20 protein-coding genes are annotated in these 25,499 nt (G+C 48.1%); 15 read left to right on the top strand and 5 right to left on the bottom strand.

The annotated features are described in order from the left end of the window. Positions 1-103 precede the first annotated feature (103 nt). Genes H6629_13495 through H6629_13485 form a run of 3 tightly spaced genes read left to right on the top strand, consistent with a single transcriptional unit; the run spans position 104 to position 4,402 of the window. Positions 104-1,492 carry a hypothetical protein gene (locus H6629_13495; GenBank protein MCB9068810.1) on the top strand — a complete coding sequence of 463 codons (1,389 nt, stop codon included), beginning with the start codon at positions 104-106 and terminating at the stop codon, positions 1,490-1,492. A 36-nt stretch (positions 1,493-1,528) separates the two neighbouring features. Next, on the top strand, positions 1,529-3,097 hold the full coding sequence (locus tag H6629_13490; protein MCB9068809.1) for a hypothetical protein: 1,569 nt from the start codon (positions 1,529-1,531) through the stop codon (positions 3,095-3,097). Positions 3,098-3,133: 36 nt separating this feature from the next. Beyond that, positions 3,134-4,402, top strand: coding sequence for a hypothetical protein (locus tag H6629_13485; GenBank protein MCB9068808.1), 1,269 nt, complete (start codon positions 3,134-3,136; stop codon positions 4,400-4,402). 86 nt (positions 4,403-4,488) lie between these two features. Here the strand turns inward: H6629_13485 and H6629_13480 are convergent, their stop codons facing one another. Beyond that, on the bottom strand, positions 4,489-5,421 hold the full coding sequence (locus H6629_13480) for a hypothetical protein (GenBank protein ID MCB9068807.1): 933 nt from the start codon (positions 5,419-5,421) through the stop codon (positions 4,489-4,491). Positions 5,422-5,602: 181 nt separating this feature from the next. Then, entirely contained in the window at positions 5,603-6,040 is a 438-nt protein-coding gene (locus H6629_13475) for a hypothetical protein (GenBank protein ID MCB9068806.1), read from the bottom strand. Between the two features lie 180 nt (positions 6,041-6,220). Between H6629_13475 and H6629_13470 the strand changes: the two genes are divergently transcribed. The 7 genes from H6629_13470 (at position 6,221) to H6629_13440 (ending at position 17,629) form a co-directional block, all read left to right on the top strand. After that, positions 6,221-7,357 (top strand): hypothetical protein, encoded by a 1,137-nt coding sequence (locus H6629_13470; GenBank protein MCB9068805.1) that lies wholly within the window; start codon positions 6,221-6,223, stop codon positions 7,355-7,357. Continuing rightward, positions 7,354-9,378, top strand: a complete 2,025-nt coding sequence (locus H6629_13465; GenBank protein MCB9068804.1) for an Hsp70 family protein — start codon at positions 7,354-7,356, stop codon at positions 9,376-9,378. Before H6629_13470 ends, H6629_13465 begins: the two co-directional genes overlap by 4 nt. 12 nt (positions 9,379-9,390) lie before the next feature. Continuing rightward, positions 9,391-10,290 (top strand): NAD-dependent epimerase/dehydratase family protein, encoded by a 900-nt coding sequence (locus tag H6629_13460; protein ID MCB9068803.1) that lies wholly within the window; start codon positions 9,391-9,393, stop codon positions 10,288-10,290. A gap of 43 nt (positions 10,291-10,333) precedes the next feature. Beyond that, entirely contained in the window at positions 10,334-11,446 is a 1,113-nt protein-coding gene (locus H6629_13455; protein MCB9068802.1) for a DUF4861 family protein, read from the top strand. Positions 11,447-11,673: 227 nt separating this feature from the next. Further along, positions 11,674-15,900, top strand: a complete 4,227-nt coding sequence (locus tag H6629_13450; GenBank protein MCB9068801.1) for a PAS domain S-box protein — start codon at positions 11,674-11,676, stop codon at positions 15,898-15,900. A 114-nt stretch (positions 15,901-16,014) separates the two neighbouring features. Next, complete coding sequence (locus H6629_13445; protein ID MCB9068800.1) at positions 16,015-16,956, top strand: ring-cleaving dioxygenase; 942 nt, start codon at positions 16,015-16,017, stop codon at positions 16,954-16,956. Between the two features lie 16 nt (positions 16,957-16,972). Beyond that, positions 16,973-17,629, top strand: coding sequence for a dienelactone hydrolase family protein (locus H6629_13440; GenBank protein MCB9068799.1), 657 nt, complete (start codon positions 16,973-16,975; stop codon positions 17,627-17,629). 25 nt (positions 17,630-17,654) lie between these two features. On the opposite strand, the gene H6629_13435 is transcribed toward H6629_13440, so the two are convergent. After that, positions 17,655-17,810 carry a hypothetical protein gene (locus H6629_13435; protein ID MCB9068798.1) on the bottom strand — a complete coding sequence of 52 codons (156 nt, stop codon included), beginning with the start codon at positions 17,808-17,810 and terminating at the stop codon, positions 17,655-17,657. Between the two features lie 141 nt (positions 17,811-17,951). Between H6629_13435 and H6629_13430 the strand changes: the two genes are divergently transcribed. From H6629_13430 to H6629_13410, 5 genes are read left to right on the top strand one after another with little or no spacing between them, the layout of a single operon-like run. Beyond that, entirely contained in the window at positions 17,952-18,485 is a 534-nt protein-coding gene (locus H6629_13430) for a DUF4416 family protein (GenBank protein ID MCB9068797.1), read from the top strand. A gap of 47 nt (positions 18,486-18,532) precedes the next feature. After that, positions 18,533-19,540 carry a phosphoribosylformylglycinamidine cyclo-ligase gene (locus H6629_13425; GenBank protein MCB9068796.1) on the top strand — a complete coding sequence of 336 codons (1,008 nt, stop codon included), beginning with the start codon at positions 18,533-18,535 and terminating at the stop codon, positions 19,538-19,540. A 23-nt stretch (positions 19,541-19,563) separates the two neighbouring features. Beyond that, on the top strand, positions 19,564-20,199 hold the full coding sequence (gene plsY / locus H6629_13420; protein ID MCB9068795.1) for a glycerol-3-phosphate 1-O-acyltransferase PlsY: 636 nt from the start codon (positions 19,564-19,566) through the stop codon (positions 20,197-20,199). A 17-nt stretch (positions 20,200-20,216) separates the two neighbouring features. After that, complete coding sequence (locus tag H6629_13415) at positions 20,217-21,107, top strand: phosphoribosylaminoimidazolesuccinocarboxamide synthase (protein ID MCB9068794.1); 891 nt, start codon at positions 20,217-20,219, stop codon at positions 21,105-21,107. A 6-nt stretch (positions 21,108-21,113) separates the two neighbouring features. After that, positions 21,114-22,115, top strand: a complete 1,002-nt coding sequence (locus H6629_13410) for an NAD(P)H-dependent glycerol-3-phosphate dehydrogenase (protein ID MCB9068793.1) — start codon at positions 21,114-21,116, stop codon at positions 22,113-22,115. A 136-nt stretch (positions 22,116-22,251) separates the two neighbouring features. Here the strand turns inward: H6629_13410 and H6629_13405 are convergent, their stop codons facing one another. Together H6629_13405 and tsaD are read right to left on the bottom strand one after the other, a co-directional pair. Beyond that, positions 22,252-24,402: a hypothetical protein gene (locus tag H6629_13405; protein ID MCB9068792.1), complete on the bottom strand. Its 2,151-nt coding sequence runs from the start codon at positions 24,400-24,402 to the stop codon at positions 22,252-22,254. Next, entirely contained in the window at positions 24,399-25,415 is a 1,017-nt protein-coding gene (tsaD, locus tag H6629_13400; GenBank protein MCB9068791.1) for a tRNA (adenosine(37)-N6)-threonylcarbamoyltransferase complex transferase subunit TsaD, read from the bottom strand. The genes H6629_13405 and tsaD overlap by 4 nt, the downstream gene beginning before the upstream one ends. Between the last annotated feature and the right edge of the window lie 84 nt (positions 25,416-25,499).

Below are 25,499 nucleotides of genomic sequence, written 5' to 3'. Positions count from 1 at the left end.
TTCATCTTGTGAATTTTCTCCTAATTCAATACTTTATTCCATAAAATTATTACCGAACCAATAACACCCACATTTACAGGAATTTTTTAGGAGGAATTTCTCAATGAAGTGGAAACAGGGGCTATTCTGTTTGCTGTTATTTTGTATGCCGTTGCTGGCTGAACATTCGCTCAATTTTTTGCGAAACAGCGAGGGCAAAATTGTTTATCTGCATTTGAACGGGAAGGATGAAATTGAATCCTTTATCGCTCAAAAGGATTCATTGGCACCGCAACTCGCTTTAATATCCATCCGGATTACTGGAAACAATTACAAAAACTTGCTCAATCCAATGCTTTCGGCGCTCAAACCACACATCTCAGGGGTTGAAGAATTGATTATTTCCAGCGATCCGACTGGTAAAGGGGAACTGGATAATTCGGATTTGTTGAGTGTTTGCCGGATTTTTTCAACGGCCAACTTGAAAACGTTTCGGTGGGAATTCCAGAAAGATATTAAAGAAAAAACATTGTTAATCCAATTACCGAGAATGGATAAACTTTGGGCAACAGTGGAAACGCTGTCGTTTCGCGGCACAAAAATGGATGACGACGTTTTTTTTATAACACTTCTGCCGTTTCAACAGTTGCGATCTCTCGATTTATCCGGCTGCAACATTAACAACACCATTTTTGAACAACTGATTTCATCTGCGGAAAAATTCCCGAAACTGGAATCATTATTTCTCGACAAATCTGATATTAACGTAAAAAAACTGGCAGAAAATCCCGTAGCGCAAAGTGGGGCTTTTTCGGCTTTACATACGGTTTCAATGTACGATCAAGATTTTCACTTTGACGATTACATTCAACTACTGAATGGGCATTTGTGGCTTTTCTCGCCACTTAAACAACTGTTTATTAACAATTTCAGTAAAAAAGAAAAACTTGGCAAAACTATTTTGTCACCACCGGGGATTGCGCATTCCGGAGATTTCGAATACACAAACGCAGGTGTTTTCGCAAAAACAAACGAGCAAATTTTAAGCACAATTCCTGCTTTTCAGGCCAATAGCGTTTTTTCCGGTGGTTTTAAAAGAATCGCGTATTTGACCGATCCGAATATTTCGGCAGCAGATCGCGCGTCGGCTGGAAAACTCGGCTGGTTTTTCTCCTCTCGATATGAAATCGAACTGATCCCCGATTCTCTGGCGACCAAACTAACGAGCATAACATTGGCATCGCCGGATATCGAAACGGCGGATGTTGAATACCTGTTAGCTATGCCCAAATTTGCCGCTGTTCAAAATATTTATCTCGCAAATACCAACATTAATAATGTTGAATTATTCGAATTGCGTGAAAAATTTGCGGACAACCAGCACTCATTTCACACTATTAATGTGAATGCGCTTGGCTTAAGTTCTAATGCTTTTCAATTTGACATGCATTGGATGAATCATCACATGCTTTTTCAACAAACCATGCCCAAACCACCCGTATTTGGTCGATAAGATGCTGTTATAAAAGAACTTGACAAGGAAATTAGAATGAAATATACAACCACATTTTCGCTACTGCTTTTGTTCGCATTCACAGCATTGGTTGCGCAAACAGGAATGAGAACAATAGCTATCACACATTATTTTGATTTACAATTTATCGAATCGCAAACATTTGATGAAGGCGAACAACTGAGAATTGCCATTGATAATCCGGACGTTTTGTTACAGAACAGATTTTCTGAAGCTCTGGAATTACCTTTTCTCAAAAACGCAGCAACGCTCAGCATCAGAAAGATGGAAATTGAGGCGGATGATTTAAATCAGCTTCTGGCATTATCAAAAAACGTGTTGAGCAAACTCGAATTACGTGATGTTAAAATCAAAAAAGACAAGAGCTTGGCTATGGCAAATTTTAGCGAAAACATTCGATATCTTTCGCTGGTCAAAACCAATATGCCAGATCATTTTTGGGAACAGTTTTCCGCACAACTGCCAAAGCTCGAATTTCTGGAGCTTGAGGATAGCAATATCAAAGTAAAAAACACTGCATTTATGGGTGGATTAGCGCCCGAATTGATAACGTTGCGGATAAATGATACCAAATTATCAGACAAATTTTTTGGATTTTTGACTGCCGAAGCTTTCCCAAAATTGGAAAAACTGGAATTACGGAATGTTGATTTAGACAAAAAAAAGCTGCCATATTTTGTCACATCTTCACTTATCCCGCAACTGAAATATCTGGATTTAAGCAACAACACATTCGAAAATACGATTTTCAGATGGCTGCCGATGGACACACCGGGCAACCTGAAAGTGTTGAAATTAAACAATTGCGGCATCTTTGTCTGGTTAAAGAAAACCGATTTTGGTAGATCGTTTAATGCCAGTTTCCCGGCGTTGAGTAAGGCGTTGGACGAAGATGGGGTCAATTGGCAGAGCCCGTTATTTCAAAATCTTGACCATCTCGAAATAAACGGCATCACCAGTTCACCCATTCCGGCAATTATTTTCATGATGGATTCAACATTGCAACACATTCGCACGCGAATTTTGCCCACCTTGAGCTTGGCAAAAAAAGAAGTTGATATGCCAATAATGCGGTTAAATTGGACAGAGAAATACCAAAGTTATGTTGACAAAAATAGTTTTAGCGAACCCGGTGACCCGGAGAAAAAGAGTGAACCTGATAACAGTATCGATTCCCGGAACAGTTTTTATGCGCATCTCAGTTCGATTAAATTTCAACCCAAAATTCACAATATTGCATTCGAAAACCTGGCGGAATTGAATCTTTTTACGCAAAGCGCATTTGCTAAATCCGCAGAAAACCTTATCTTATCTGGTGAAAATTGGAATAATGGTGTGTTGAAATTATTGCTATCGAACAACCCGTTTGAAAACGCAAAATACATCAGCCTGGTTAATCCGGCGATGACAGAAGCGGAAATTTATGACCTGATTCATCAATTTCCGCAATATCAATTTGATGTTTCGCGAAGTGTGTATTACAATATCGGGTTGGAAATGAACTATATATATATAAATTATGATGACGAATATCTGCAAACCGGCGCACCGTTTTGGCCGCGGGTGTTCGATCTCAGAAATTGACGGCGGAAATCACCCCGCTTTGCGTGGATTGAAATTATGAAAATCGCGACGATTCACATTTCCTTTCCGGTGTTGCAGATTCGCAGCAAAGTGAGTTACGCTGCGCTGCGCAAACCGACGGTTTTCGAGCAATCGATTCTGGAATTGATTTCGCGATTTTCCAACGATCACAATTACGGGGGCTATACGCTGGATCGCGTTTTCGGCGAAATGCTGAACGTGCCGGAAACCGACCGGATGGTGCTGCCATCGTTGCAACAACTGGTGGAACTGGGATTGGTCCGCAGCAACCAGAAAATTGATTCGCTGGCAAATGTGCCGCTCAACGCGCTGAAACTCACCGACAACGGCGCGGAAATTCTCGCCAAAAAAGCATTTCCCGGCATGCAAATGAGCCGGGAAATGTCCCATTGTTACGATCCCGTTAAAGATATGCTGCTGAGCGAAACCGAACAGGAATTGCTCAGCGATTCGCCGGAAGAAATATTCATCGCGTGGGAAGACGAGGAAGCAGTTGCCGAAACGCTGGTGGAGCAAAGCATTCGCCGCAAATCCGGCAGCAGCGGTGCGCCAAATGAAATCCGGCAGGTGCGCACGGAATCGGTGGATACGCGCTGGCTCACCCGCGACGGTGATTTGCAAATCTCGCTGGACGGCGAATTGAGCATCGAATTCGGCGACAGTTTTTACGATGATTACATTCGCCACTTTAACAGCAAATGGCTGGTGAACAATTTGCTCAGCAATTTTTTGCCGGACGTTCAGCCGCCCGACAAAAAAGGCGCTACCAAATTGCGTTCGTTTTCTGCAATTGCAAAACATGCGGAAAGCATTTTCGCCGCCGGCGAACTGGATTTAAAACTGCGGCTTTCCGCCGAAAAAACCCATTTTTTGAACTACCAGCCGTATCTGAAACATCATCTCAAAATAAAACCAAAAACGCTGCTGGTGATTTTCAATTATCCCGACGGAAAAGATGCGGTGAAAATTGAGCAAAATGACAAATCCGGCGGCGCAATCGTTTTTCTCGATGAAAAATTCCCGATCGCCGGCTGCCAATACCTCAACAGCGACGGGGAAAATTTGTTTGTCGATATGTTCGATGTCACCATCAACGGCGATGCATATCCGTTTCCGCTGGGCTTTTCGCTAAAACGCGATCACAAATCGCTCAACACTGCGCCGTTTTTCAATATTCTCGATGAAATCATCGATCAATCGGACGATGTGCAGCATCAGCTGATAAAATTATTTTGGGAATCGCCGGACAAGGTTTGGGATAGAATCAAGAAAATGACGAGTTAATTTTTCGGACAACGATCGTTTAACAAAAAAAAATCCCGGACAACCCTTCAGTTGTCCGGGATTTTTTATTGCAAATCTGATGATATTTATTTTGATGCAATGCTGAATTTCGCGACCAAACCTTCCACAAAAGTCACTTCCACAATCTGGTCATCTTTTTCGAAAACGCATTTCGATACTTTTGTGCCGGCAATTTCTTCTTCAGTCATCGATTTGGGCATGCCGTAAATGGCAGCAACATCTTCCCATTTCATCCCTTTTTCCAGCGATGTCGGTTTTTCCGGTTCCGCCGGCGCCATGTGTTTGGCAACAGAGGGATTCTCGCCAAATGTTTCCGGCGGAAACAGCAGATAATCCGACAGCGCCATCATAATAAACGCGGGTGTTTTTTCCTCATTTCGCAAATCGCGATCCAGCCGGATATTGAAACGAGAACCGGATTGGGCCGCTTTATCCCGAATTTCCGCGCGTTTGCGTGCAGTTGCTTCACGGGCATCCGCTTCGCGGCGTTCGTTTTCACGGTCGCGTTTGTGGCGCAAATCGTCCAGTTCTTCTTCCATTTCCTTCTTTTTTTTGGGATCTTTCTCTTTTTTTACGGCTTTTTCGAGATTTTTTTCCCGTTCGGTTTTGTCGGCATATGTCGCAGAAACATCGCCTGTGTCATCCCAAAATGTGCCGTAACCGCCGCCGCCAAGCTGAAACTCGAGGTGCTTGCCTTTCAGCTTCACTTTGGTGATCATAATTTGATCGCCGACATACAGCGCAACACCGTGCTTTTTGATGCGGCTCGAATATTCATCAAAATCAACCGGTTTTTCGGAGCGCGGGTGCACATCGATGCCCTCTTGCGTTGCGGGCATATCGATGCGAACTTCCACCATTTTGCCTTCAAAATATTTTTCCAGCGTTGCTTCGTTTTGGGCGAACACTGCCGATCCGCCGGCCAATATCATGCAGATTGCTGCCATATTGAGTGCATTTCTGCGCAGTGCTATTCCCAACAGAAATTTGTTTTTCATAAAAAATCCATTTGTTAAATTAGCTGTAAAATAAACAATAACAATTACATACACTTTACACCTTAACCGGTGTTTTATAAAATTTCCGGGCAAATTTAAACGATCCGGATATTTTCCGCAATTGCGAAAAACACAGAATATACGGTTCGAAAATTAACGGGTTGCGCATTTTTGGAGAATGTTAATTGAGGATGGTCACGTTGTAATCATTCATTGAAACGCTGATAAAACATTTTACCAAATTGGTGCCGTCCGTGCCGGCCTCCGTACCGCAACCAACAATGTAAATGGTGTCTACGTCACTGGAAATTGGCGTTGAGCTACCGGCGACATACGCGGCGCCGGAAGGCACCGTCGTACTTAAGCTGTAGCTGCCGTTGGCGTTGGCGGTATCCAACGAGCTGAGATAAAACCCGTTAAAACTGTTGCCGCCGCCACCCAAAGTTGTGGGTGTGCGATGAAATTTTTGAGCCCTGGCCGCCGTGTTGATCAAATCGCCAATCATTGCTTCGCGATTGGATTGCGATGCCTGGCTGCGAAACATATATGATATTGGCGCAATTGCCGCGCCAACAACTATAAGTGATAATGTAATTAACAGTAGCTGTTGTTGTCCCATCCGATTCCCACAAGAATAATCCCCAACACACTCAACAACGTCATTTTTTGCGCAAACTTAAGCAATTTGTGATGATCACATTGCAATTGAGCGGGTATCTCGCTATTTTTGAATGAGCCATAATTTGGTGTTTTTATTGACAATATTCCCGAAAACCGTTTTTTTGAACAGGATAGCCACATGCCGAGTGCCAAAAAAAATGTGCCAGCAGTAAAGGATGTCTGGCAAACCTTGCAGGACAGAACTGTCGCGCGATTTATCAGCCATTTGCCGCCAAAAACATTGCCGGATGATGCGCAGGTTCGCACCGCGGTAAACGAAACGGAATCGCTGCTAATGGATGAATTGTGCAGCGCCAAACAGCTATCGGAATTATGGGAACGTGCGGACATCGAGGAACGACAAATCGCGTATGCGCGGCTGGAATTTTCAACCTGGAAAAATGAACATCCGTTGCTGCTGCCCGCACCCACTTTTACGGAACGGATGAACGGCGCAAAATTGGCGATCGCCGTAATGCTGGGCACGCTGGCCGGTGCGATGCTGCTTTCCGGCGCATTCAATTTTTTGTCGGACGATCCGCAAACCGGGCATATGCTCGGCGGGATCATCGGTAGCGGTGCGATGGTGATGGTGCTGTGGTACGCATCGGAAAACAAAAATGTCCGGCGATATTTGGCTGCCGCGTTGGGCGTGGCAACCGCCGCAGAAGTGGCGATCATGTTCGGCAAACTGAGCGGATTGGGCATGTTGTGGAGCGCATTGCGTCCGCGGTTTATCGGCACCGGAATTTTGGTGGGGTTGCGCCGATTTTTCGCGTATGCGGGTATCGTTTTTTTGCTGCGGATGAGCGTTCGAAAGCCCGTGTTCAACCGGCTGGAATATGAAAAAAACTTGCGCATCTGCATTGCGCTGTGGCTGGATAACGCCCGGCAATTTATTGCATCGCTGAAAGAAGCGAGCCAGAAATCCGGCGAAAAACAGGCGTTGCCGGAACCGGTGATCGCCAAAAAACTGGGCGGTTATTTGCACAAATTGCACCAAAGCCAACCGGCAGAGCTGGCAACGGCGGCATCGGAAATGCTGCTGGCGGCGCGGAACATCGGGTTTTCCGGGCTGGATGGCGATCCGGCGTTTATCTCCGGCAAACAGGCGACGCCGCAAGAATTTGTCTGGGAAGAAGAGATGGCGGAACAGTTCAACACGCTGGGCGCCATTGACGCGGGCGATGCTGTTTTTGTGGAATCGCTGCCGGTTATTCAAAACGGTAAAGTGATCGAAAAAGGCAACGTTCGCAAACTGAGGAGAGCACGATGAACCGGAAAAACCGCCCGGTTCTGGGCATCGATTTTGGAACGACAAACTCCTATTTTTGCAAATACTTAACGCAACCGGACGGGCAGAAAATCCGGCTCATCGATTTCGGCAACGGACAGCTCGGCGGGCTTGCATCGACCATTTTATTCCGCAAAGATAAATCGCCAATTGTGGGCAAAACCGCGGAAATCGAGTGGGGCGAAGCCACCGCTGCCGAACGCAAAAACTACACCCTGCGCACCCATTTTAAACCGGATATCACCCGCAGCGATGACGCGAAAAACGACGCGACCGCGTTTCTGCAAACCATCCGCGAACAAACGGCTGCCCGGCGGATCGATTTTGTCTCGCCGGAACATGTGGTCATTTTCGGGCTGCCCGGCGAATCGGGTGATGATTTCCGGCAATCGTTGCAAGCCATTGCCGATGCCGCCGGTTACGGAAAAGTGCGGCTGGTTGCCGAGCCGATCGGCGCGCTGCTGTATCATTTGTGGAACAAAGATATCACGCCATCCGAAACGCAAAAAGGCGTGCTGGTGGTGGATTTTGGCGGCGGCACCTGCGATTTCGCATTCATGCAGCGGCTGGAAATTGCCGATGCCTGGGGCGATATGCTACTCGGCGGCCGCCTCTTCGATGACCTCTTTTTCCAATGGTTTCTCGATCAAAATCCCGGTGCGCTGGCGCAGCTCATCGCCAACGGTGATGAATATTTTGTGCATTGGCTGGAATGCCGGCAAATCAAGGAATTGTTCTCCGAAACGATGACGCTGAACCGCGACGAGATGGTTCGCGGACGATTGGGAAAATTGCGTAACTACGGCACATTCAACAACTTATCGTGGAGCGAATTTATCGATCGCGCCAAAAATTATCGCCCGCACGACACATTTGTGGAGTATCTGAAAGAGCGCAATTTGAGCACCGGCGAGCTGCTTTCCGGCAAATCGCTGGATCTGCTGGCCTGGTTTCAGCGCTCGCTGATTGAAGGATTGGACAAATACCGCATCCGCAGCAGCGATGTCGAACGGGTGATTCTCACCGGCGGCAGCAGCCAGTGGCCGTTTGTCCAGGATATCGTTTGCGAGGCGCTGCACATCGACCCGAAACAACTGCTCACCAGCGAAAATCCCAAAGCAGCCATCAGCGAAGGATTGGTGGTTTTGCCGGCGTTGCAACACACCTACGAGCGCGTTTCGCAACGGCTGCAGCAGGAAACGCCGCAGTTTTTTGCCAAACGCATCGAACCGGAAATCACCCGGCGGCTGGATGCCATTCTCAACGATATTTTGAACGATGTGACCGTGCGGTTGTATGATGGCGAGATTGCGCCAATCATTCACGAATATCGCGAAAGCGGCGGTCCGCTCATTCAGTTAAAAGAAAAAATTCGCGCAACAACCCTCAATTTTGCCCCGCAAATTGAAGATCGCATCCAACAAAAATTGACCGATTTGAACGCCGGATTGCCGGAGGCATTGCACAAATTAATTCGCCAATGGTTTTCGGAAAACGGGGTGAGCTATTACGGCCAGCAGGTGAACGCCAGCGAAGTTCAACGGCTTTCCGCTGGAAATGCTGATATCGCAACTACTAATAAAATAGGTGATTTACAGCGAGAAATTATGGACGTAACCAGCGTGATGGTCATCGCCGTTACGGCGACTGTTATGGGCACAATTACCGGTGGCACCCAAACGGCACTCATCGCCAGCGGTCCGGCGGGATGGCTCGTCGGCGCAGTTGCAACCGCCGCAACCATGTGGATGACCTACGAATTCGGACGTGATAAAATCAACGAAACGGTCGAGAAACTGGATTTGCCGTCCGGCATGGTAAAGCTCATTTTGCGCGAAGGCAAAATCAAAACCATATTAAATGAAGGGCGCGAAAAACTGACAGAATTGCTCCGAAAAGAAATCGCGCATGCGCTGGAAAAACCGCTGGACGAAATGAAATCCCAGATTATGCGCAATATCGATCAGGAAGTACGTAGTCTGACCCTCATCAATCATTTATAATGGAGGTTCGTTATGAAAGTATTTATCACCGGTGCAACCGGCTATATCGGATTTAACGTGGCGCTGGCTTTTCGGCGTGCAGGCTATGAAATATGGGGACTTACTCGCTCACGCGAAAAAGCGCGACTGCTGCTGCAATCGGAAATCCATCCGGTTATCGGCAGTCTGGACGAACCAAAAACCTACCGAAAAACCGCGGATAACTGCGCGGTGCTCATCCATTGCGCATCAGATTCCGGCAATCCCGACGGCATCGAAAAACAAACGCTGCGCGAATTAACCGAATCTGCCTGCTGCGGCCATCAGCACAAAACGGTCATTTTCACATCCGGTGTTTGGGTGTATGGCAACACCGGCAACAAACCGCAGGACGAAACCGACCGGTTGAATCCGTTAAATTTGTCATCGTGGCGTCCGGGTTTGGAGCGTGTGCTGGTCGAAAACAACGATCTGCGCGGCATCGTTATTCGTCCGGGTGTGGTGTATGGCAAACAGGGCGGGATGACCGGCATCTGGTTTCAGCAAGCCGAAACCGGAAAATTGCAGATCATCGGCGATGGCAAAAATCACTGGTCGATGGTGCATGTGGACGATGTGGCGAGTGCCTACGTCCGCGCTGCGGAAAGCGGCGTTCGCGGTGAAATTTTCAACATCTCGGATCCATCGCGGGAAACCGTTTCGGATATGGTGAAAGCCGTTGCCACAGCCTGTAATTATGCCAAGCCGATCGCCCAAATATCCTACGAAGATGCGCTGGAACAAATGGGCGCCATTGCCGAAGGGATCGCGGTTGATCAACATGTGGATGCCCGGAAAGCCACTCGCCTGCTCAATTGGCAACCGCGCCACTCCGGTTTTATTGATGATGTGGATATCTATTATCAAACCTGGAAAGCTTATCAAAAACAATAGTTTATCGAAAATGAAAAACATGCTGAAACATCTTGCAGGGCTAATGTTAGCCCTGCTTCTTTCCTGCACCGGCGGTAAAACCATCGAAATTACGGTAACCAATCCGTCCGGTGTTGCACGTCCGGCGGAAGTTGTCGTCGTCGATTACAAAGCGCTGCAAAAAGCATTTTCCGGATTACGGCTGGAGCCGGATATCCAGATTTCCGATGAAAACGGCAGCCTGCTCCCCACCCAGTTTGACGATATCAACGGCGATCAAAAATGGGATGAGCTGGTATTTATCGCAGATTTTGCGGCAAACCAAACCCGGACATTCCGCTTCAAACAGCGGTTTTTGGAACCGGATTCCATCATCGATGTCACCCGGCTTTGGGTTTCGCTGGATGCGGATTTAGCCCGCCCGATGATGGTAGACGAAGCACACGGCAAACAGTTGGAAACCGAGCTTCGCTATGCCGGTGTAACCTGGGGAACCGCATCGCAACCGTTCCGGCTGAAATTTGACACATTAAACGCCATCGATTTGCTGCCGCAAAGCAGTGGGAATTTGATACTGGAACAGCAGATCGACTCGCTGGCATACAAAAACGGCATCGTGTGGCCACCCGCGAAAAGTATGGAAACTGGCAACTTCGGCGGATTTGTGTTCGCCCAAAATGGCAATTTATTCCCACCGGTTGATTTGTTCGGGTTTCAGGCGCGAATTCTCACTCGCGGTCCACTCCGTACAGTTGTCCGGATGGATTACGAAGATTGGCCGGTAGATACGCTGCAATCCAAAGTCGCCTGGTTGATCATGCAATATCATCACACCCCCGTTACAGAGCACCGACTGTATTTCAAACCATCTGCTTCGGGCGAAATGCCGACTGTTGCTGTCGGCACGCCGGGAAAACCGTTGGCGAACAACCCATCCGGGGTGTTTTTTAGCCAATTGGATAGCAATGCACTCGCGTATTTCGGGCTGGTTTTTCCGCCGGAGCAGCACGACCAATCTGTACAAATTTTGAGAAAAATTACACTAAAACCTGACTTGTCAAAGCTGCCGGCACTCCGTTATTTTGCCATTTATTTACAGGAACCACCGGAATCGTTGCAATTGCTGGTCAATCAATTGCTGGAAACTCAGCGTCTGCCAATGCAAATTTCTTTCTGAAATATCACCAAACCCCGGCGGTTATTATCATTTTCGCCGCCGGAGTTTGATACAATTTCCCCAATATCTGCATCGCTTTTTTCACTGCTAATCCTTCTCCAAATCCTTAATATTTCACATACCCGGGCAACATTTATTGAAAATCGCGGCACATTTCTTAAGCTAAAATGGGTTGCTGTCGAATATCCTTTCCACAAGGGTTAACAGGGAGTGTAAAGTCTATTAAAATGCAGCCCAAACGCGCAAATTCAAACATTTTGAATTCGGAAATTTACCGGACTATTTTTGAGACATGCTCCGACGGAATGGTCATCCTCGAAAATAGCACCATTGTGGATGCGAATGCCGCTGCGCTCAATTTATTCCAGATGACATCTGTTGCGGAAATTACCAACCGCACATTATTTGATGTTTCATCGCCTGTTCAACAAAATGATTGCACTGCCGAAGCACATTTTCTGTCATTGCTGGAATCACACGAAGAAACAGAATCGCCATCTGCGAACTGGCAATTTTTGGCAACAACCGGCACAGTTTTTACTCGCCATCTTTCCATTAATGCCATTTCTCAGAAAGACAATTTGTGGCTGGTCAAATTAAGCAAACCTTTGAAATCACCACAGGAATCGATAGATAAAGCGATGTTTTTTGAAAATATCGCTCGCATAAGCCCTTGGTTAATTTATGTTTATGATCAAACAACCGATCGCAACGTATTTTCCAATCGCTCGTTTGGCGAAATGCTGGGCTACAGCAATGACGAATTGCAGCACATCGACAATTTTTTGATGGAGCACACCCACCCGGATGATCTAGCCAAAATTGTCACCGCCGGAGAAAAGCTCAACAGCAGCGAACCCGGACATTTTATCGAACTCGAATACCGGATGCGCCACAAATCCGGTAACTGGCGTTGGTTTTGCAGTCGCCAAACCATTTTTATGCGCGATGGCAGTGGCAAACTGCGCATGACGCTCGGCATTGTGGAAGACATCACCCAACAACATCAGCAGCTAACGCAGATACGCGAAAGCGAACGGCGGTTCCGGCTGCTGGCCGATGCCACTCCCGCATTGGTGTGGATGGCAGACACAGAAGGGCAACGCTATCACTATAATAATCAATGGCTTAACTATACCGGAAGAACATTATCGGAAGAACTTGCAGACGGCTGGAAATCCGAAATTGCGCCGGACGACTTACAGATGTATCTGAAACGGTATCAACTGGCAATCGTTGAACAGGTGCCTTTTGCATTGGAATACCGGTTGCGTCGGGCAGACGGCTCATATCGCTGGATGATGGAACGCGGCGAACCGATTTTTACTGATGGGCAGCAATTTATCGGTTTTATCGGCGTTTGCATGGACGTGACCAAACGGATTTCCGCAGAACAAGAATTGCAACACCAAAAAGATTTTATCCAGCAAGTCATCGACCTGAATCCCAACCTGATTTATGTGAAAGACATTTCCGGGAATTTTGTGATGGTTAACCAAACGGTTGCCCAATTGTTTGACACCACCGCTACAGAACTGACCAAAATTAATAATATAGATGTCCATTCAAATAAAAATGAGGCTGAATACGCAAACGCCATCGACCGGGAAGTGCTGGCAACAAACCGCTCAAAAACCATCGAAGCAAACTACACAAAACCGGATGGATCGGCTCGCATTTTCCGAACCACAAAAGCACCGATTATCGGCGTGGATGGCACTACCCACGTACTGGGTGTTGGCGTGGATATTACGGAACAAAAAACTATCGAAAACCAACTGCGGGAACGCGAAGCATTTTTCAACAATATTTTTACCAGCGTGGACATGGGCATTTTTGTACTGGATTTGGATGGCAACAATTTTCGTTACACAACTATCAATCCGGCGGTGGAGCGCATGCTCGGTATCTCGGCCGATTGGATCAGCGGCCGGAAACCGGACGAGCTTGTTCCGACCTTTTCACAGGAACATGTTGACACCATCAAATATTATCACCGGAAATGTTCCGAATCTCGCCAAACAGTATATTATGAAGGCGTGTTAAACATTGACGACACGGAAATATGGATGGTCAATCGTCTCAATCCCATTATGGACGAGAACGGGAATGTTCACCGGATTGTCGGTTCGATGATCGATATTACCAGCCGGAAATCTGCCGAAATACAGTTGCAACGGTCGCAGCAAATGATGTTGGCAGCACAGCGGATTTCCCAAATCGGCAGTTGGGAATACAGTCCGGAAACCCAGACCGTCTTTTGTTCGGAGGAAATGTGGAATATTTGCGAAATGCCGGCCAGAGATAAAATTGCGATCCGGGAGTTGACCCATTTGCCAACCCTAATTGCCGATCAAAAGTTACTTCGCGAACACATGGAAAATTGCGTAACCTCCGGCAAACCGTTTGATATGAGCTACAGCATCACATCCGGCACCGGAAAAAACAAATGGGTGCGGTTAATCGGTGAACCGTTATTAAGCGATGACGGTTCTGTTTCCGGCATTTTAGGAATCATGCAGGATTTAACATCGCAACATACGTCGGAGCTGTTGATACGCCAATACAAACGCCTGTTCGATCTGTCCATCGATCTGGTTTGCATGATCGATTACGATGGCAATATTATCGAAGCGAATCCGGCGTTTAAATATGTGCTGGGTTATTCGGAGAACAATTTACAATCGATGAAGATTGCGGATATCATTCATCCGGAAGATGCTCAAAGTAAATATTTTAACATATTTAACCAAATAAAATCAGGTGATGTTTCTTCAATCAGTTTCGAAAGCCGCATCAAATCGGTTGATGATCATTATCGGTTTTTTGCATGGAATATTGTTCGCGACGAAGAAAAAAGCTTGCTGTATTGCATCTTAAAAGACATTACCGCACAGAACGAATATCGCTCCAAATTGGAAAAATCGGAGCGGAACCTGCGCGATGCACAGCACACCGCGCAAATCGGTAGTTGGGAAATTGACCCAAAGAATAACGTTTTCTGCTCCGAAGAAACCTATCATTTGTTCGACTGGATGGAAAATTTTGACCATTCGCTCGAATCGTTTATCAAACTATTTCAGGAGCAATATCGCGGAAAAATTGCTGCACTCATCGAAATGTGTCAATTGAAAAATCATGCGTTTGACGACACATTCTGCATCCCGACAATGGACGGTCAGGAAAAATGGGTGCGGGTTATCGGCAAGCCGAATATCGACAAAACTGGGAACACTCGCGGCATTTACGGGGCGATACAGGATATCACCCGGCAAAAAGAATATGAAATTGAATTGCTGGATGCCAAAGAAAGAGCAGAACTTGCATCGCAATCGAAAAGCGATTTTTTATCGATGATGTCCCACGAAATCCGCACACCAATGAACGCGGTCATCGGGATGACCTATTTGCTGTTGCAGGAAAACCCCCGTAACGACCAGCTTCAGCATTTGGAAACACTTAAATTTTCCGCCAATAATTTAATGGCGTTAATTAATGATATTCTTGACTTTAGCAAAATAGATGCCGGAAAAATCGAGTTTGAGGAAACCGATTTTAACCTGCATAATTTGTTGAACAGCATCAAAAATTCGATGATGGTGAAAGCAGATGAGCAGGGTATTGAACTTCGGTTGAGCATCTCGTCAAACGTGCCGCCTTTTGTAAATGGCGACTCAACCCGATTGAGCCAAGTGTTGATAAACCTGGTTGGAAATGCCATCAAATTTACCCGAAAAGGGTTTGTAGAAATTGGTGTTAGCCGAATATCCCAATCGAAAGAGCATATCACCCTCGGATTTGTGGTAAAGGATACGGGCATCGGTATCCCGGAAGAAAAGCTGGATCAGATTTTCGAAAAATTTTCGCAGGCCAGCGCTTCCACAACCCGTCAATTTGGCGGTAGCGGACTGGGTTTAGCCATTACCAAACGCCTTCTGGAGCTGCAAAACAGCCAAATTTCCGTGAAAAGCGTACTCGGTAAAGGATCGCAGTTTTACTTTTCGCTAAAATTTGCCAACAGTGAAAACAAAAAAGAATTCAAATCTGATGAGTACAGCATCCCTAATTTCCAAAGCTTAAAAGGTGGCAAAGTATTGTTGGCAGAGGATAACCGGGTGAATGTGATGGTCGCCAAAAAATTTCTGAAAAAATGGGATCTGGAAGTGGACGTTGCCGTAAACGGCAAAGAAGCGGTACAAAAGGTGCAGGAAAACGACTACCATTTGGTGCTGATGGATTTGCAAATGCCAGAAATGGATGGCTTTGAAGCAACGCTACACATCCGCAAACTGGACGATCCCTGCAAATCGCAAGTCCCCATTGTTGCGTTAACCGCTTCTGCGCTGCTGCAGGTTCGCGATCAGGTTTATGCCGCAAAAATGAATGACTATGTCTCCAAACCGTTTAACCCCTCCGAGCTGTATCGCAAAATTGTGCGATATATTGAAAAATAACAACTAGTTAGCTCAACACAATTTCCGCTATTCATTCGCCGCCGGAGATGTTGTAACCTTGTTTTACCGGTTTCATCAAATTTGGACTACAATTTTTGAACAATCGGAGGACACATGGTTACAGCTTCATCGGGAATCCACCACATTACCGCAATGGCCGGCGATCCCCAAAAAAATATCGATTTTTATGTGAAAGTATTAGGCTTACGGCTCGTGAAAAAGACCGTAAATTTTGATGACCCATATACTTACCACTTCTATTTTGGCGACGAATCCGGTAATCCCGGAACGATAATGACATTTTTCCCGTGGACATCGCGCGGGTTGCGCGGCAGAAAAGGATTGGGACAAGTGACGACAACCAGCTTTTCAGTGCCGGAACATTCGCTCAAATTTTGGCAGAAACGGCTGGAATCGCTGAACATTGGCGTTGCCGGTCCGTTTGGGCGATTTGATGAACAAGTGCTCACTTTCGAAGATCCGGACGGATTGGATATCGAATTAATTGCGGCAACCAACGATACGCGATCCGGTTGGGAAAACGGAGATGTTCCGGCAGAGCACGCCATTCGCGGATTCCACAGTGCCACTGCGGCAATCGGTAACATCACCCCGACAAAACAAATGCTCACGGAAATCATGGGCTTTCGCGAAATGGGAACGGCAGACGGTCGAATCCGGCTGGCAACCGGAAACGGGCAACCCGGCGCACTAATGGACCTGATTTCACCGGCAAATGCGCTACCGGGCAGTATGGGCGTTGGGGTTGTGCACCACATCGCCTGGCGGGCGGCAGATGCCAGCCAGCAAAAAGAAATGCGCGGTCAATTGTTACATGACGGGCAAAATGTGACGCCGGTGCTGGATCGGAACTATTTTCAATCGATTTATTTCCGGGAGCCGGGCGGCGTTCTTTTCGAAATTGCGACCGATCCGCCGGGATTCGCCATCGACGAAACGCCCGAAAATTTGGGTGAATCGCTAAAATTACCTGACTGGCTGGAAACCCGTCGTGAAGAAATTGAGTCGCATTTACCCAAAATCAAAACCAAATAATTTGGGAAAAAATTCAATGGAAAATAGAGAATCGCCACATGCGGGGATGCCGGTGAGAACTGCCGGTGCCTCGCCCGAAACAGCCGCTGGCGCCATGATTTTGATGCATGGTCGCGGCGCTAATGCTTTGGATATTTTAATGTTAGCAGAAGAATTTGACCGGCCGGAACTGCATTACATCGCCCCGGATGCACACAACAACACATGGTATCCGTTCAGCTTTTTGGCGCCGATCCAAAATAATCAACCGGGAATTGATTCCGGGCTGGCTGTAATTGACACAATTATAACGCAATTGCAGTTGAGCGGCATTCCTCCGGAGAAAACGGTAATTGGCGGTTTTTCGCAAGGGGCTTGCCTCGCGTTAACTTATGCGGCGTCGCATCCGCAAAAATTTGGTGGCATTGTTGCACTCAGTGGCGGACTCATCGGACCTCCGGGAAATGTATTCGATTTTCCCGGCTCGCTCTCCAAAACACCTGTTTTTTTGGGTTGCAGCGATGTCGATTTTCACATCCCGGCCGAACGCGTTCGCGAATCCGCCGCAATTTTCGAGAAAATGGGCGCAGAAGTCACCCTCCGTTTATATCCCGGAATGGGACACACGGTAAATTTTGACGAAATACGCCAAACCCAATCATTAATCGATGCAATGATTGGGCAAAACAAATAAATTTTCGGATAGATTATTACTGAACTTATTGATTCAGTTTGCGATGAGGTTCTTCAATTTCTTCGGGTGAACTCACATCTTCATCCATCAACACCTTTGCAGCATATCCCAAAAACACAATGAAATGAATAATTAATACCCCCACAACCGTCCAAAAAAAAGCTGGATGGTCAAACCACATACATTCCTCACATATCACTTTGATGTTGAACCAACATAATCCTTCCAAGCCACATAATCAACGATATTTTAATCTCCCTGTGTTGACATCCGTCAAAATAAGTGATATTTTTTGAATTAATTATGCGGAGCGAAAGCAACATTGGGCAAAACGAAAACATATCATCCTGTAAAATTGATTATGGGTGTCAGCACAGCCGATATCGGCTTGTGGGAAAAACTGCGTCCCCAGCTCGAAGCCGCATATTCACCCATCGATTTACAGCTGGATTGGTATAAATTTGATCACACCAAATATTACACCAAAGAAATGGGTAGCAATCTGCTAAAATGTTTCGTTTCGTTTGAGGAATTTATTAATGTTGAGGCGTTACCGGGCATCAAACATGCTACAAATGCGATTGAAAAAGCATATGCGGTTGACGGCAAACGGCGCATCAATTTGGATCCGGGTTATATTAACGCCCCGAAACTCGTGCTCGCAACCACCAAAGATTTCAGTCACCGGATATATTTGCAAGATGGTATTTTTGGCGATATCCACCTAAAATTTCGCGGAAAAAATTTTAAGCCGCAGGAATGGACGTATCCCGATTATCGCGAACCGTTTGTGCTGAAATTTTTTGAAAAAGTGCGTGATGTTTACATGGAACAAATCGGATTGGAAAGTGTGTGATCTTTTATCATTGCCGGAAATGGCGCTAAATCAGGAAGGAAAAAGTATTGAAAAAATCGATCACCTATAAAGATGCCGGCGTGGACATCGACAAAGCCGAAGGCGCGCTGAACAAGCTTAAAGACCGCATTGCTGCGACTTACACGCCGGAGGTACTGTCCGGCGTCGGGCTGTTCGGCAGCTTTTACGATATTTCCGGAAACGGGCTGCAACACCCGGTGCTGGTTTCTTCCACCGATGGTGTGGGCACCAAATTGAAAGTTGCCATAATGGCGGATCGCCACGGCACGGTCGGTCAGGATTTGGTGAACCACTGCATCGACGACATTGCTGTTTGCGGCGCTAAGCCGTTGTTTTTTCTGGATTACTTCGCCAGCGGAAAACTGGAACCGCATGTGTACGATTCGGTGGTGTCCGGCGTTGCGGAAGGCTGCAAAAAGGCCGGAATTCCGCTCATCGGCGGCGAAACCGCCGAAATGCCCGATTTCTACTCACCGGGCGAATACGATATGTGCGGCACGATCATCGGTATTGTCGATAAATCCAAAATTATCGACGGCAAAAAAATTCAGCCGGGCGACGCGCTGATCGGCATTTCCGGCAACGGGCTGCACACCAACGGCTACACGCTCGCGCGAAAAGCGCTGTTCGCCGAATACAGCATCGATGAACCAATCGCCGAACTCGGCGGCGCAACCCTCGCCGATGAACTCCTGAAAATCCACCCGAATTACTTTCCGCTAATTTCCGAAATCACGGATAAAGTTGCGGTGCACGGCATTTCGCACATCACCGGCGGCGGCATCGTGGGCAATACCAAACGGCTGCTCCGCGAAGGTTTATCGCTGGAAATCGATTGGGAAGCCTGGGAAATTCCGGCGATTTTTCGTATCATTCAGGACGCCGGAAACGTGCCGGATGCGGACATGCGGCGGGCGTTCAACCTCGGTTTCGGGTTGGTTGTAATCGCCCCTTCCGAGCACACCGCTGTCATTTCCGAATCGGCGAAGGCGTTCGGTTTTTCGGCAACAACTATCGGAAAAGTAACCGGCTAAATCGCCAATAAACAGGAGCTTATATGCTGAACATGCTACTGATGATCGCCATCAGCTATTTGATGGGCTCGATTCCCACGAGCATCATCGCCGGAAAATTGCTCAAAGGCATCGATATTCGCAAAGAAGGCAGCGGCAACGCGGGCGCAACCAACGTGTTTCGCGTGCTCGGCTGGAAAGCCGGGTTGGTTGTGCTGTTGATCGACATGCTAAAGGGCTGGATTCCAACGGTTTACGTATCGCAATTGGGAATGGACAGCGGGCTCGGTTGGCACGCCATCAATTATCAGATTATCGCGGGAATCAGCGCCATGTTCGGGCACATCTGGACGATTTTCGCCAGTTTCAAAGGTGGCAAAGGCGTGGGCACCGGCGCGGGAATGATTATCGGATTGGCACCGGTTCCGGTGCTGGTTTGCATCATCGTTTTCATCGTTACCGTTTGGCTGACGCGATTTGTGTCGCTCGGTTCGATTCTCGCATCGATCACGTTTATGGCGGTGGTTTTTGTGCAAAAATTTGCGTTGAATCAGCCGGTTCCGATCGAATTGCTCGTCTTCAGTGTGTTCATTCCCGTGCTGATCATTTTTACGCACCGCGCCAACGTGCAGCGATTGTTAAAAGGCGAAGAAAATAAAATTCAGTTCAAAAAGTCCTGATTCGAAAGGGTTCCAAATTGGCAAATGTTGTGTTAAAAACGGATATCCCCGGCGCAAAATTGCTAAATCGCGGCAAAGTTCGCGATATTTACGACGCAGGCGACGCGCTGCTGTTTGTCACCACAGATCGCATTTCCGCGTTCGATGTGATCATGACGCAAGGCATTCCCATGAAAGGAATTGTGCTCACCCAGCTATCCAAATTCTGGTTTTCGCAAACGGGTGACATCGTTGCCAATCATTTTATAACCGACAATATTGCAGAATATCCGGCGCCATTCAATCAGCATGGCGAGTTGCTTCGCGGGCGTTCGATGCTCGTGAAAAAAACGCAGCCGTTGCCGGTGGAATGTGTGGTTCGCGGTTATTTAGCCGGTTCCGGCTGGAAAGAATATCGCGAATTTCAGACGCTGCACGAAACTCCGCTGCCAGCGGGATTGCTGAACGGATCGCAATTGCCGCAACCGCTGTTCACACCGGCGACCAAAGCGGAATCCGGTCACGACGAAAATATTTCGTTCGAGCGAATGCTGACCATTGTCGACCAACAAACGGCGGAAGCCGTGCGCGATTACAGCCTGCAACTTTACGCACACGGCGCGAAAACTGCTGCGAAAAAAGGCATCATTCTGGCGGACACAAAATTTGAATTCGGCATACTGGATGGCGAGATCATTCTCATTGACGAAGTGATGACGCCGGACTCGTCGCGGTTTTGGCCGAAGGAATTTTACGCGCCGGGCAAATCGCAACAGAGTTTCGACAAACAATATCTCCGCGATTATCTGGAAACGCTGGACTGGGACAAAACCCCGCCGCCGCCGCCGCTGCCGGACGAAATCATCGAAAATACATCGAAAAAATATCTGGAAATCGCCCGAATTTTCGGGATCGATTTGAAAGGCTGACATCAAATGAGCCATAAAATTGCAGTTATCGGCGCGGGCAGTTGGGGCAACACACTCGCCAATTTGCTCGCCAAAAAAGATTATTCCGTCAACTTGTGGGTGTTCGAAGCCGACCAACTGGCGGAGATGCAAGAAACCCGGATGAACAAACGCTACCTGCCCGGCGTGCCGTTGCCGGAACAGTTGGAATTGACCGACGATTTGCCAAACGCAGTGAAACAAGCTGAGATTCTGGTATTGGCGGTACCATCGCATGCGATGCGCGGGGTTTGCGGAAATATCAAGCCGTATATCAATGAAAAACAGATATTTGTGAACGTTGCCAAAGGCATCGAAAACGACAGTTTGAAGCGCATGTCCGAGGTGATTGGCGAAGTTTTGGCAGTGCCCGAATCGCGAATTGCGACGCTGTACGGACCGAGCCACGCAGAGGAAGTTGCCACAGAAATCGCCACAGCAGTGGTTTCGGCATCACCGGATCTGAAAACGGCGCGGCGGGTTCGCAACCTGTTTTCGACCAATTATTTCCGGGTGTATTCCAGCGACGACATTGTTGGCGTGGAAGTCGGTGGTTCGGTGAAAAACGTGATCGCCATAGCTGCCGGTGTTTGCGACGGCGCAGGTTTCGGCGACAACACCAAAGCCGCGTTGCTCACGCGCGGAATGGTGGAAATCCAGCGGTTGGGTGTGGCGCTCGGCGCCAAACCGGAGACGTTCGCAGGGCTTTCCGGCATCGGCGATCTGATCGTGACCTGCATGAGCAAACACAGCCGGAACCGCCATGTTGGCGAACAAATCGGGCGTGGACGTACGCTAAAAGAAGTGCTCGAAGAAATGGTGATGGTTGCAGAAGGTGTGAAAACGACGCGATCGGTGCATCAGGTTGCGCAAAAACTTGGGTTGGAAATGCCGATTTCCGAACAGGTTTACGCAGTGTTATTTCACGATAAAAATCCCCACGAAGCGGTCGAAGAATTAATGACCCGCGAAGCGAAAGATGAAGATTGAGGGCTGCGAATTGCAGCAAGGATAAAAAGTTAAAAGTTAAAAATTAAAAGGCGTAAGACACTGTAATTTCAAACTTTACAAAGACTTTTTCCTTTTGCCTTTTTACTTTTACCTTCTCTTTATCCTTTTTCCTTTCTTAAAGCATTCCCCACCGTTTGCGCAAAAACCACTCGATTCCCAAAAATAAAACCAGCGCAGCTAACCATTGCCAGTAGCGCCACAAAAAATGTTCGGTGTGATTGATTTGCACCCGGCTGCGGAATTGTTGCTGCGGAAATTCGCGAACAAACTCGGCAGGCGAAAAGGCTTTGCCGCCGGTAACGGTGGCGAGTTGTTGCATGAGCGTCTGGTTGGCGGGAATTTGCTGGAATTCGAGAAAAAACGGGTTGACCGCAAAACTGCCGTTGCGCACACCGATCCGCTGATCGTTGCGGCGCGCCTCCACCCGATAGCTGAACTGCCCTTCCGGCAATCCCGAAAAACTTTGGCGATAGTAGCCGTTGCCTTCCGGCACCATTTCATCGGAAAACTCGACGGAATCGCCGGTAATCGTCACAACTACCCGCGCATCGCTGACCGGCTGATAAAACGCATCATACACTTGTCCGGCGAAAACCGCGGCTTCGCCAACGTTGAACGAGCGCTGCAACGGCTGGATCTGGATTTGCTGGATGTCATCGCGGCTGGCCAACCAGCGCACAGCACGCTCCATCAACCGGATAAAAAAGCGGTCGCGATTCGGGTCCTCCTGCAACTGATAATGCCAATTGCTGAAGTTAGCAGTATTCAACACCAGATGTTTGGTTTCGTTTTGGCGATATGCAAATCCAACGGTAATTTCATCAACGCTGTTGTCTTCCGATGCGACGAGCAGCGGTTGTGCACCCTCTTTCGGGCGAACTTGCGGGAAAATGGAAACCGGCGGTAACTCCCGCCATAACAAAGCGTTAGCGCCTTCATTTTCTTCCAATTTAAGCGCCGGATGCAACCGTCCGTTGCCGGTGAGCCGCACAAACTGGTTCGGTTGCGGCGCAAGGTTTCCGCGCACGTCGAAAGGCAACATTTGCGAAAAATTGCCCAAACTTTGGTAATTCGCGTTGCGATTGGGCAGCCACATCACCGGAACCTGACGATCGCGAACCGCCTGCATCAGCGTGCTCAACTGCGCCGGATTGGTCCGGGAGGTGGGAAATCCGTGAAAAATCAACAGGTCCAGCGAATCGGTTTTTATCGATTCAAATTGCTTTTCGAAATAGCGCCCGTTGTTCAACTCGGTGAGATATTCGAAATCAAAATCTGTCAACTGGCGGCCGACAAACGACAGCGCCTGCCGGTCGAAATTTGGGGCGCCGCTCATCACCAGCACTTTCAACTTACTTTTGAGCACCTGAACCCGCACAAATTGCTGGTTGTTCCTGTCGGTCACTTCCTCGCCGAGCGGCTGGATGCGGGCGGTCAAATTCAGTTCGCCGGGACGATCGGCGGTGATTTCCAGCGTTTCCTTTTGCTCGAAACCGGATCTGCCGAGCCGCACGGTTTTCTGCGCCAGCCGGCGATTGCCGTCGGAAAGCGAGAGAACGGCGTTCTGTCCGTCGTAACCGTTGTGCCAAAAAGTGACGGTCACCGGCAGCGTTTTCCCGACGTAAGTGATCTGGTTGGTTTGCACCCGCCGCAGTGCCACGTCCTTTGGTTCGGTAGAATCGCCGATGAGCACCGTGAATACCGGAACCGGTAGATTTTGGGCAGGCAGCACCGGATTCGCGCCGCGATTGTAAACGCCATCGCTGACGAGTACCAGCGCCTGCAAATTGTTGCCGGAAAGCGTGTCCATCGCCGCGTTGAGCGCCTGCGTGAGATCGCTGCCGTCCACATCAAATTTCAGCGAATCGGCGGCGATTTGCCGGGTTTGCAGATCGAATGCAAAGGTGCGGATGTCCACTGAATCGCGTCCGGCAAAAGCGGCAATCTGCTCACGGACAAAGCGCAGCGAATCGCCGCGCAAACCGTTGTTTTCCTCAATTTTCATGCTGGCGGAATTGTCCAGCAGCACCCCGATAACCGGTTTTTCGCGATTTTGGTACAGCAATCGCAACATCGGTTCGAGGATCAGAAACAGCAGGATTATAAGCGCCAAACCACGCAATATTGTAACAATTGTTCGCCGCAGCGATGACAACGGCGGCAGCGTCCGAAAATAATACGCGAACGCCAATCCGCCCAGCGCAATTACCAGCAGCGCGAAAATCCAGTTGGGTAAAGTGAGTTGTAAAAGGTATTCTTTAATCATCCGAGGTGTTTTTTATCTCCCAATTTTAGCGCCGCAAACGCGTTCAGCATCAGCCCGGAACGCTCTTCCCGGCGCAGCCGCTCCAATCCGGCACGGGCAATCATCGCGGCGTTGTCCGTGCAATATTTCATCGCCGGAAAGTATACTTGCATACCATACTTTTGGGCAGATAGTTTCATCATTTCCCGCAGCCCGGAATTTGCAGCAACGCCGCCGGCAACGGCAATCTGGCTGATCGAATACGCCCGCGCCGCTGCAATCGTGCGATCAGTGAGTTGTTTGACCGCTGCATGTTGAAACGATGCGCAAATATCTGCCAGCGTTTCATCTTTTTTCGCTTCGGAAATGCTCTGTACGTGATTGAGCACTGCGGTTTTCAACCCGCTGTAGCTGAAATCGAAGGTTTTTTCTTTCGATAATCCGATCGGAAAACGGATGGCTTCGGGATTGCCGGACTTCGCCAGTTTGTCGATTTGCGGACCGCCGGGATACGGCAAACCGAGCAATTTTGCGACTTTGTCGAACGCTTCGCCAACGGCGTCGTCGCGGGTGCTGCCAATGAGGTGGTATTCCAGATGATTTTTCATGACAACAATCTGGCTGTGACCGCCGGAAACCGTGAGGCAGAGCAGCGGCAGTTGCAGTTCGTCATTTTCCAGAAAATTGGAATAAATATGCCCCTCAATGTGGTTCACGCCGATGAACGGTTTGTTGAACACCGTCGCCAATCCTTTTACGTAATTGACGCCGACCATCAGCGCGCCGATCAGCCCGGGACCGTGCGTTACCGCAATTGCGTCGATATCCGCGAAGGTGCAATTCGCCTGTTCCAGCGCAGATTCCACAACCGGAATGATCTTCCGCAAATGCGCCCGCGATGCCAGCTCCGGCACCACGCCGCCAAATTGCAAATGCACCATTTGCGACGAAATTACGTTGGATAGCACCTGATTTTCTTCGATCACGGATGCCGACGTTTCGTCGCAGGATGTTTCGATACCTAATATTTTCATTGTTTATTGCCTGCAAAAATCGCGAAAAAGTTTATTTTTTTGCTCCCCTTTCAAAGGGCAACTGTCACGAAGTGACTGAGGGGT

The sequence above is a fragment of the Calditrichia bacterium genome (assembly GCA_020634975.1).
Taxonomy (GTDB): domain Bacteria; phylum Calditrichota; class Calditrichia; order RBG-13-44-9; family J075; genus JACKAQ01.
The sequence above is the reverse complement of the archived record's forward strand: the minus strand, read 5'-3'. Positions and strand labels throughout refer to the sequence as shown.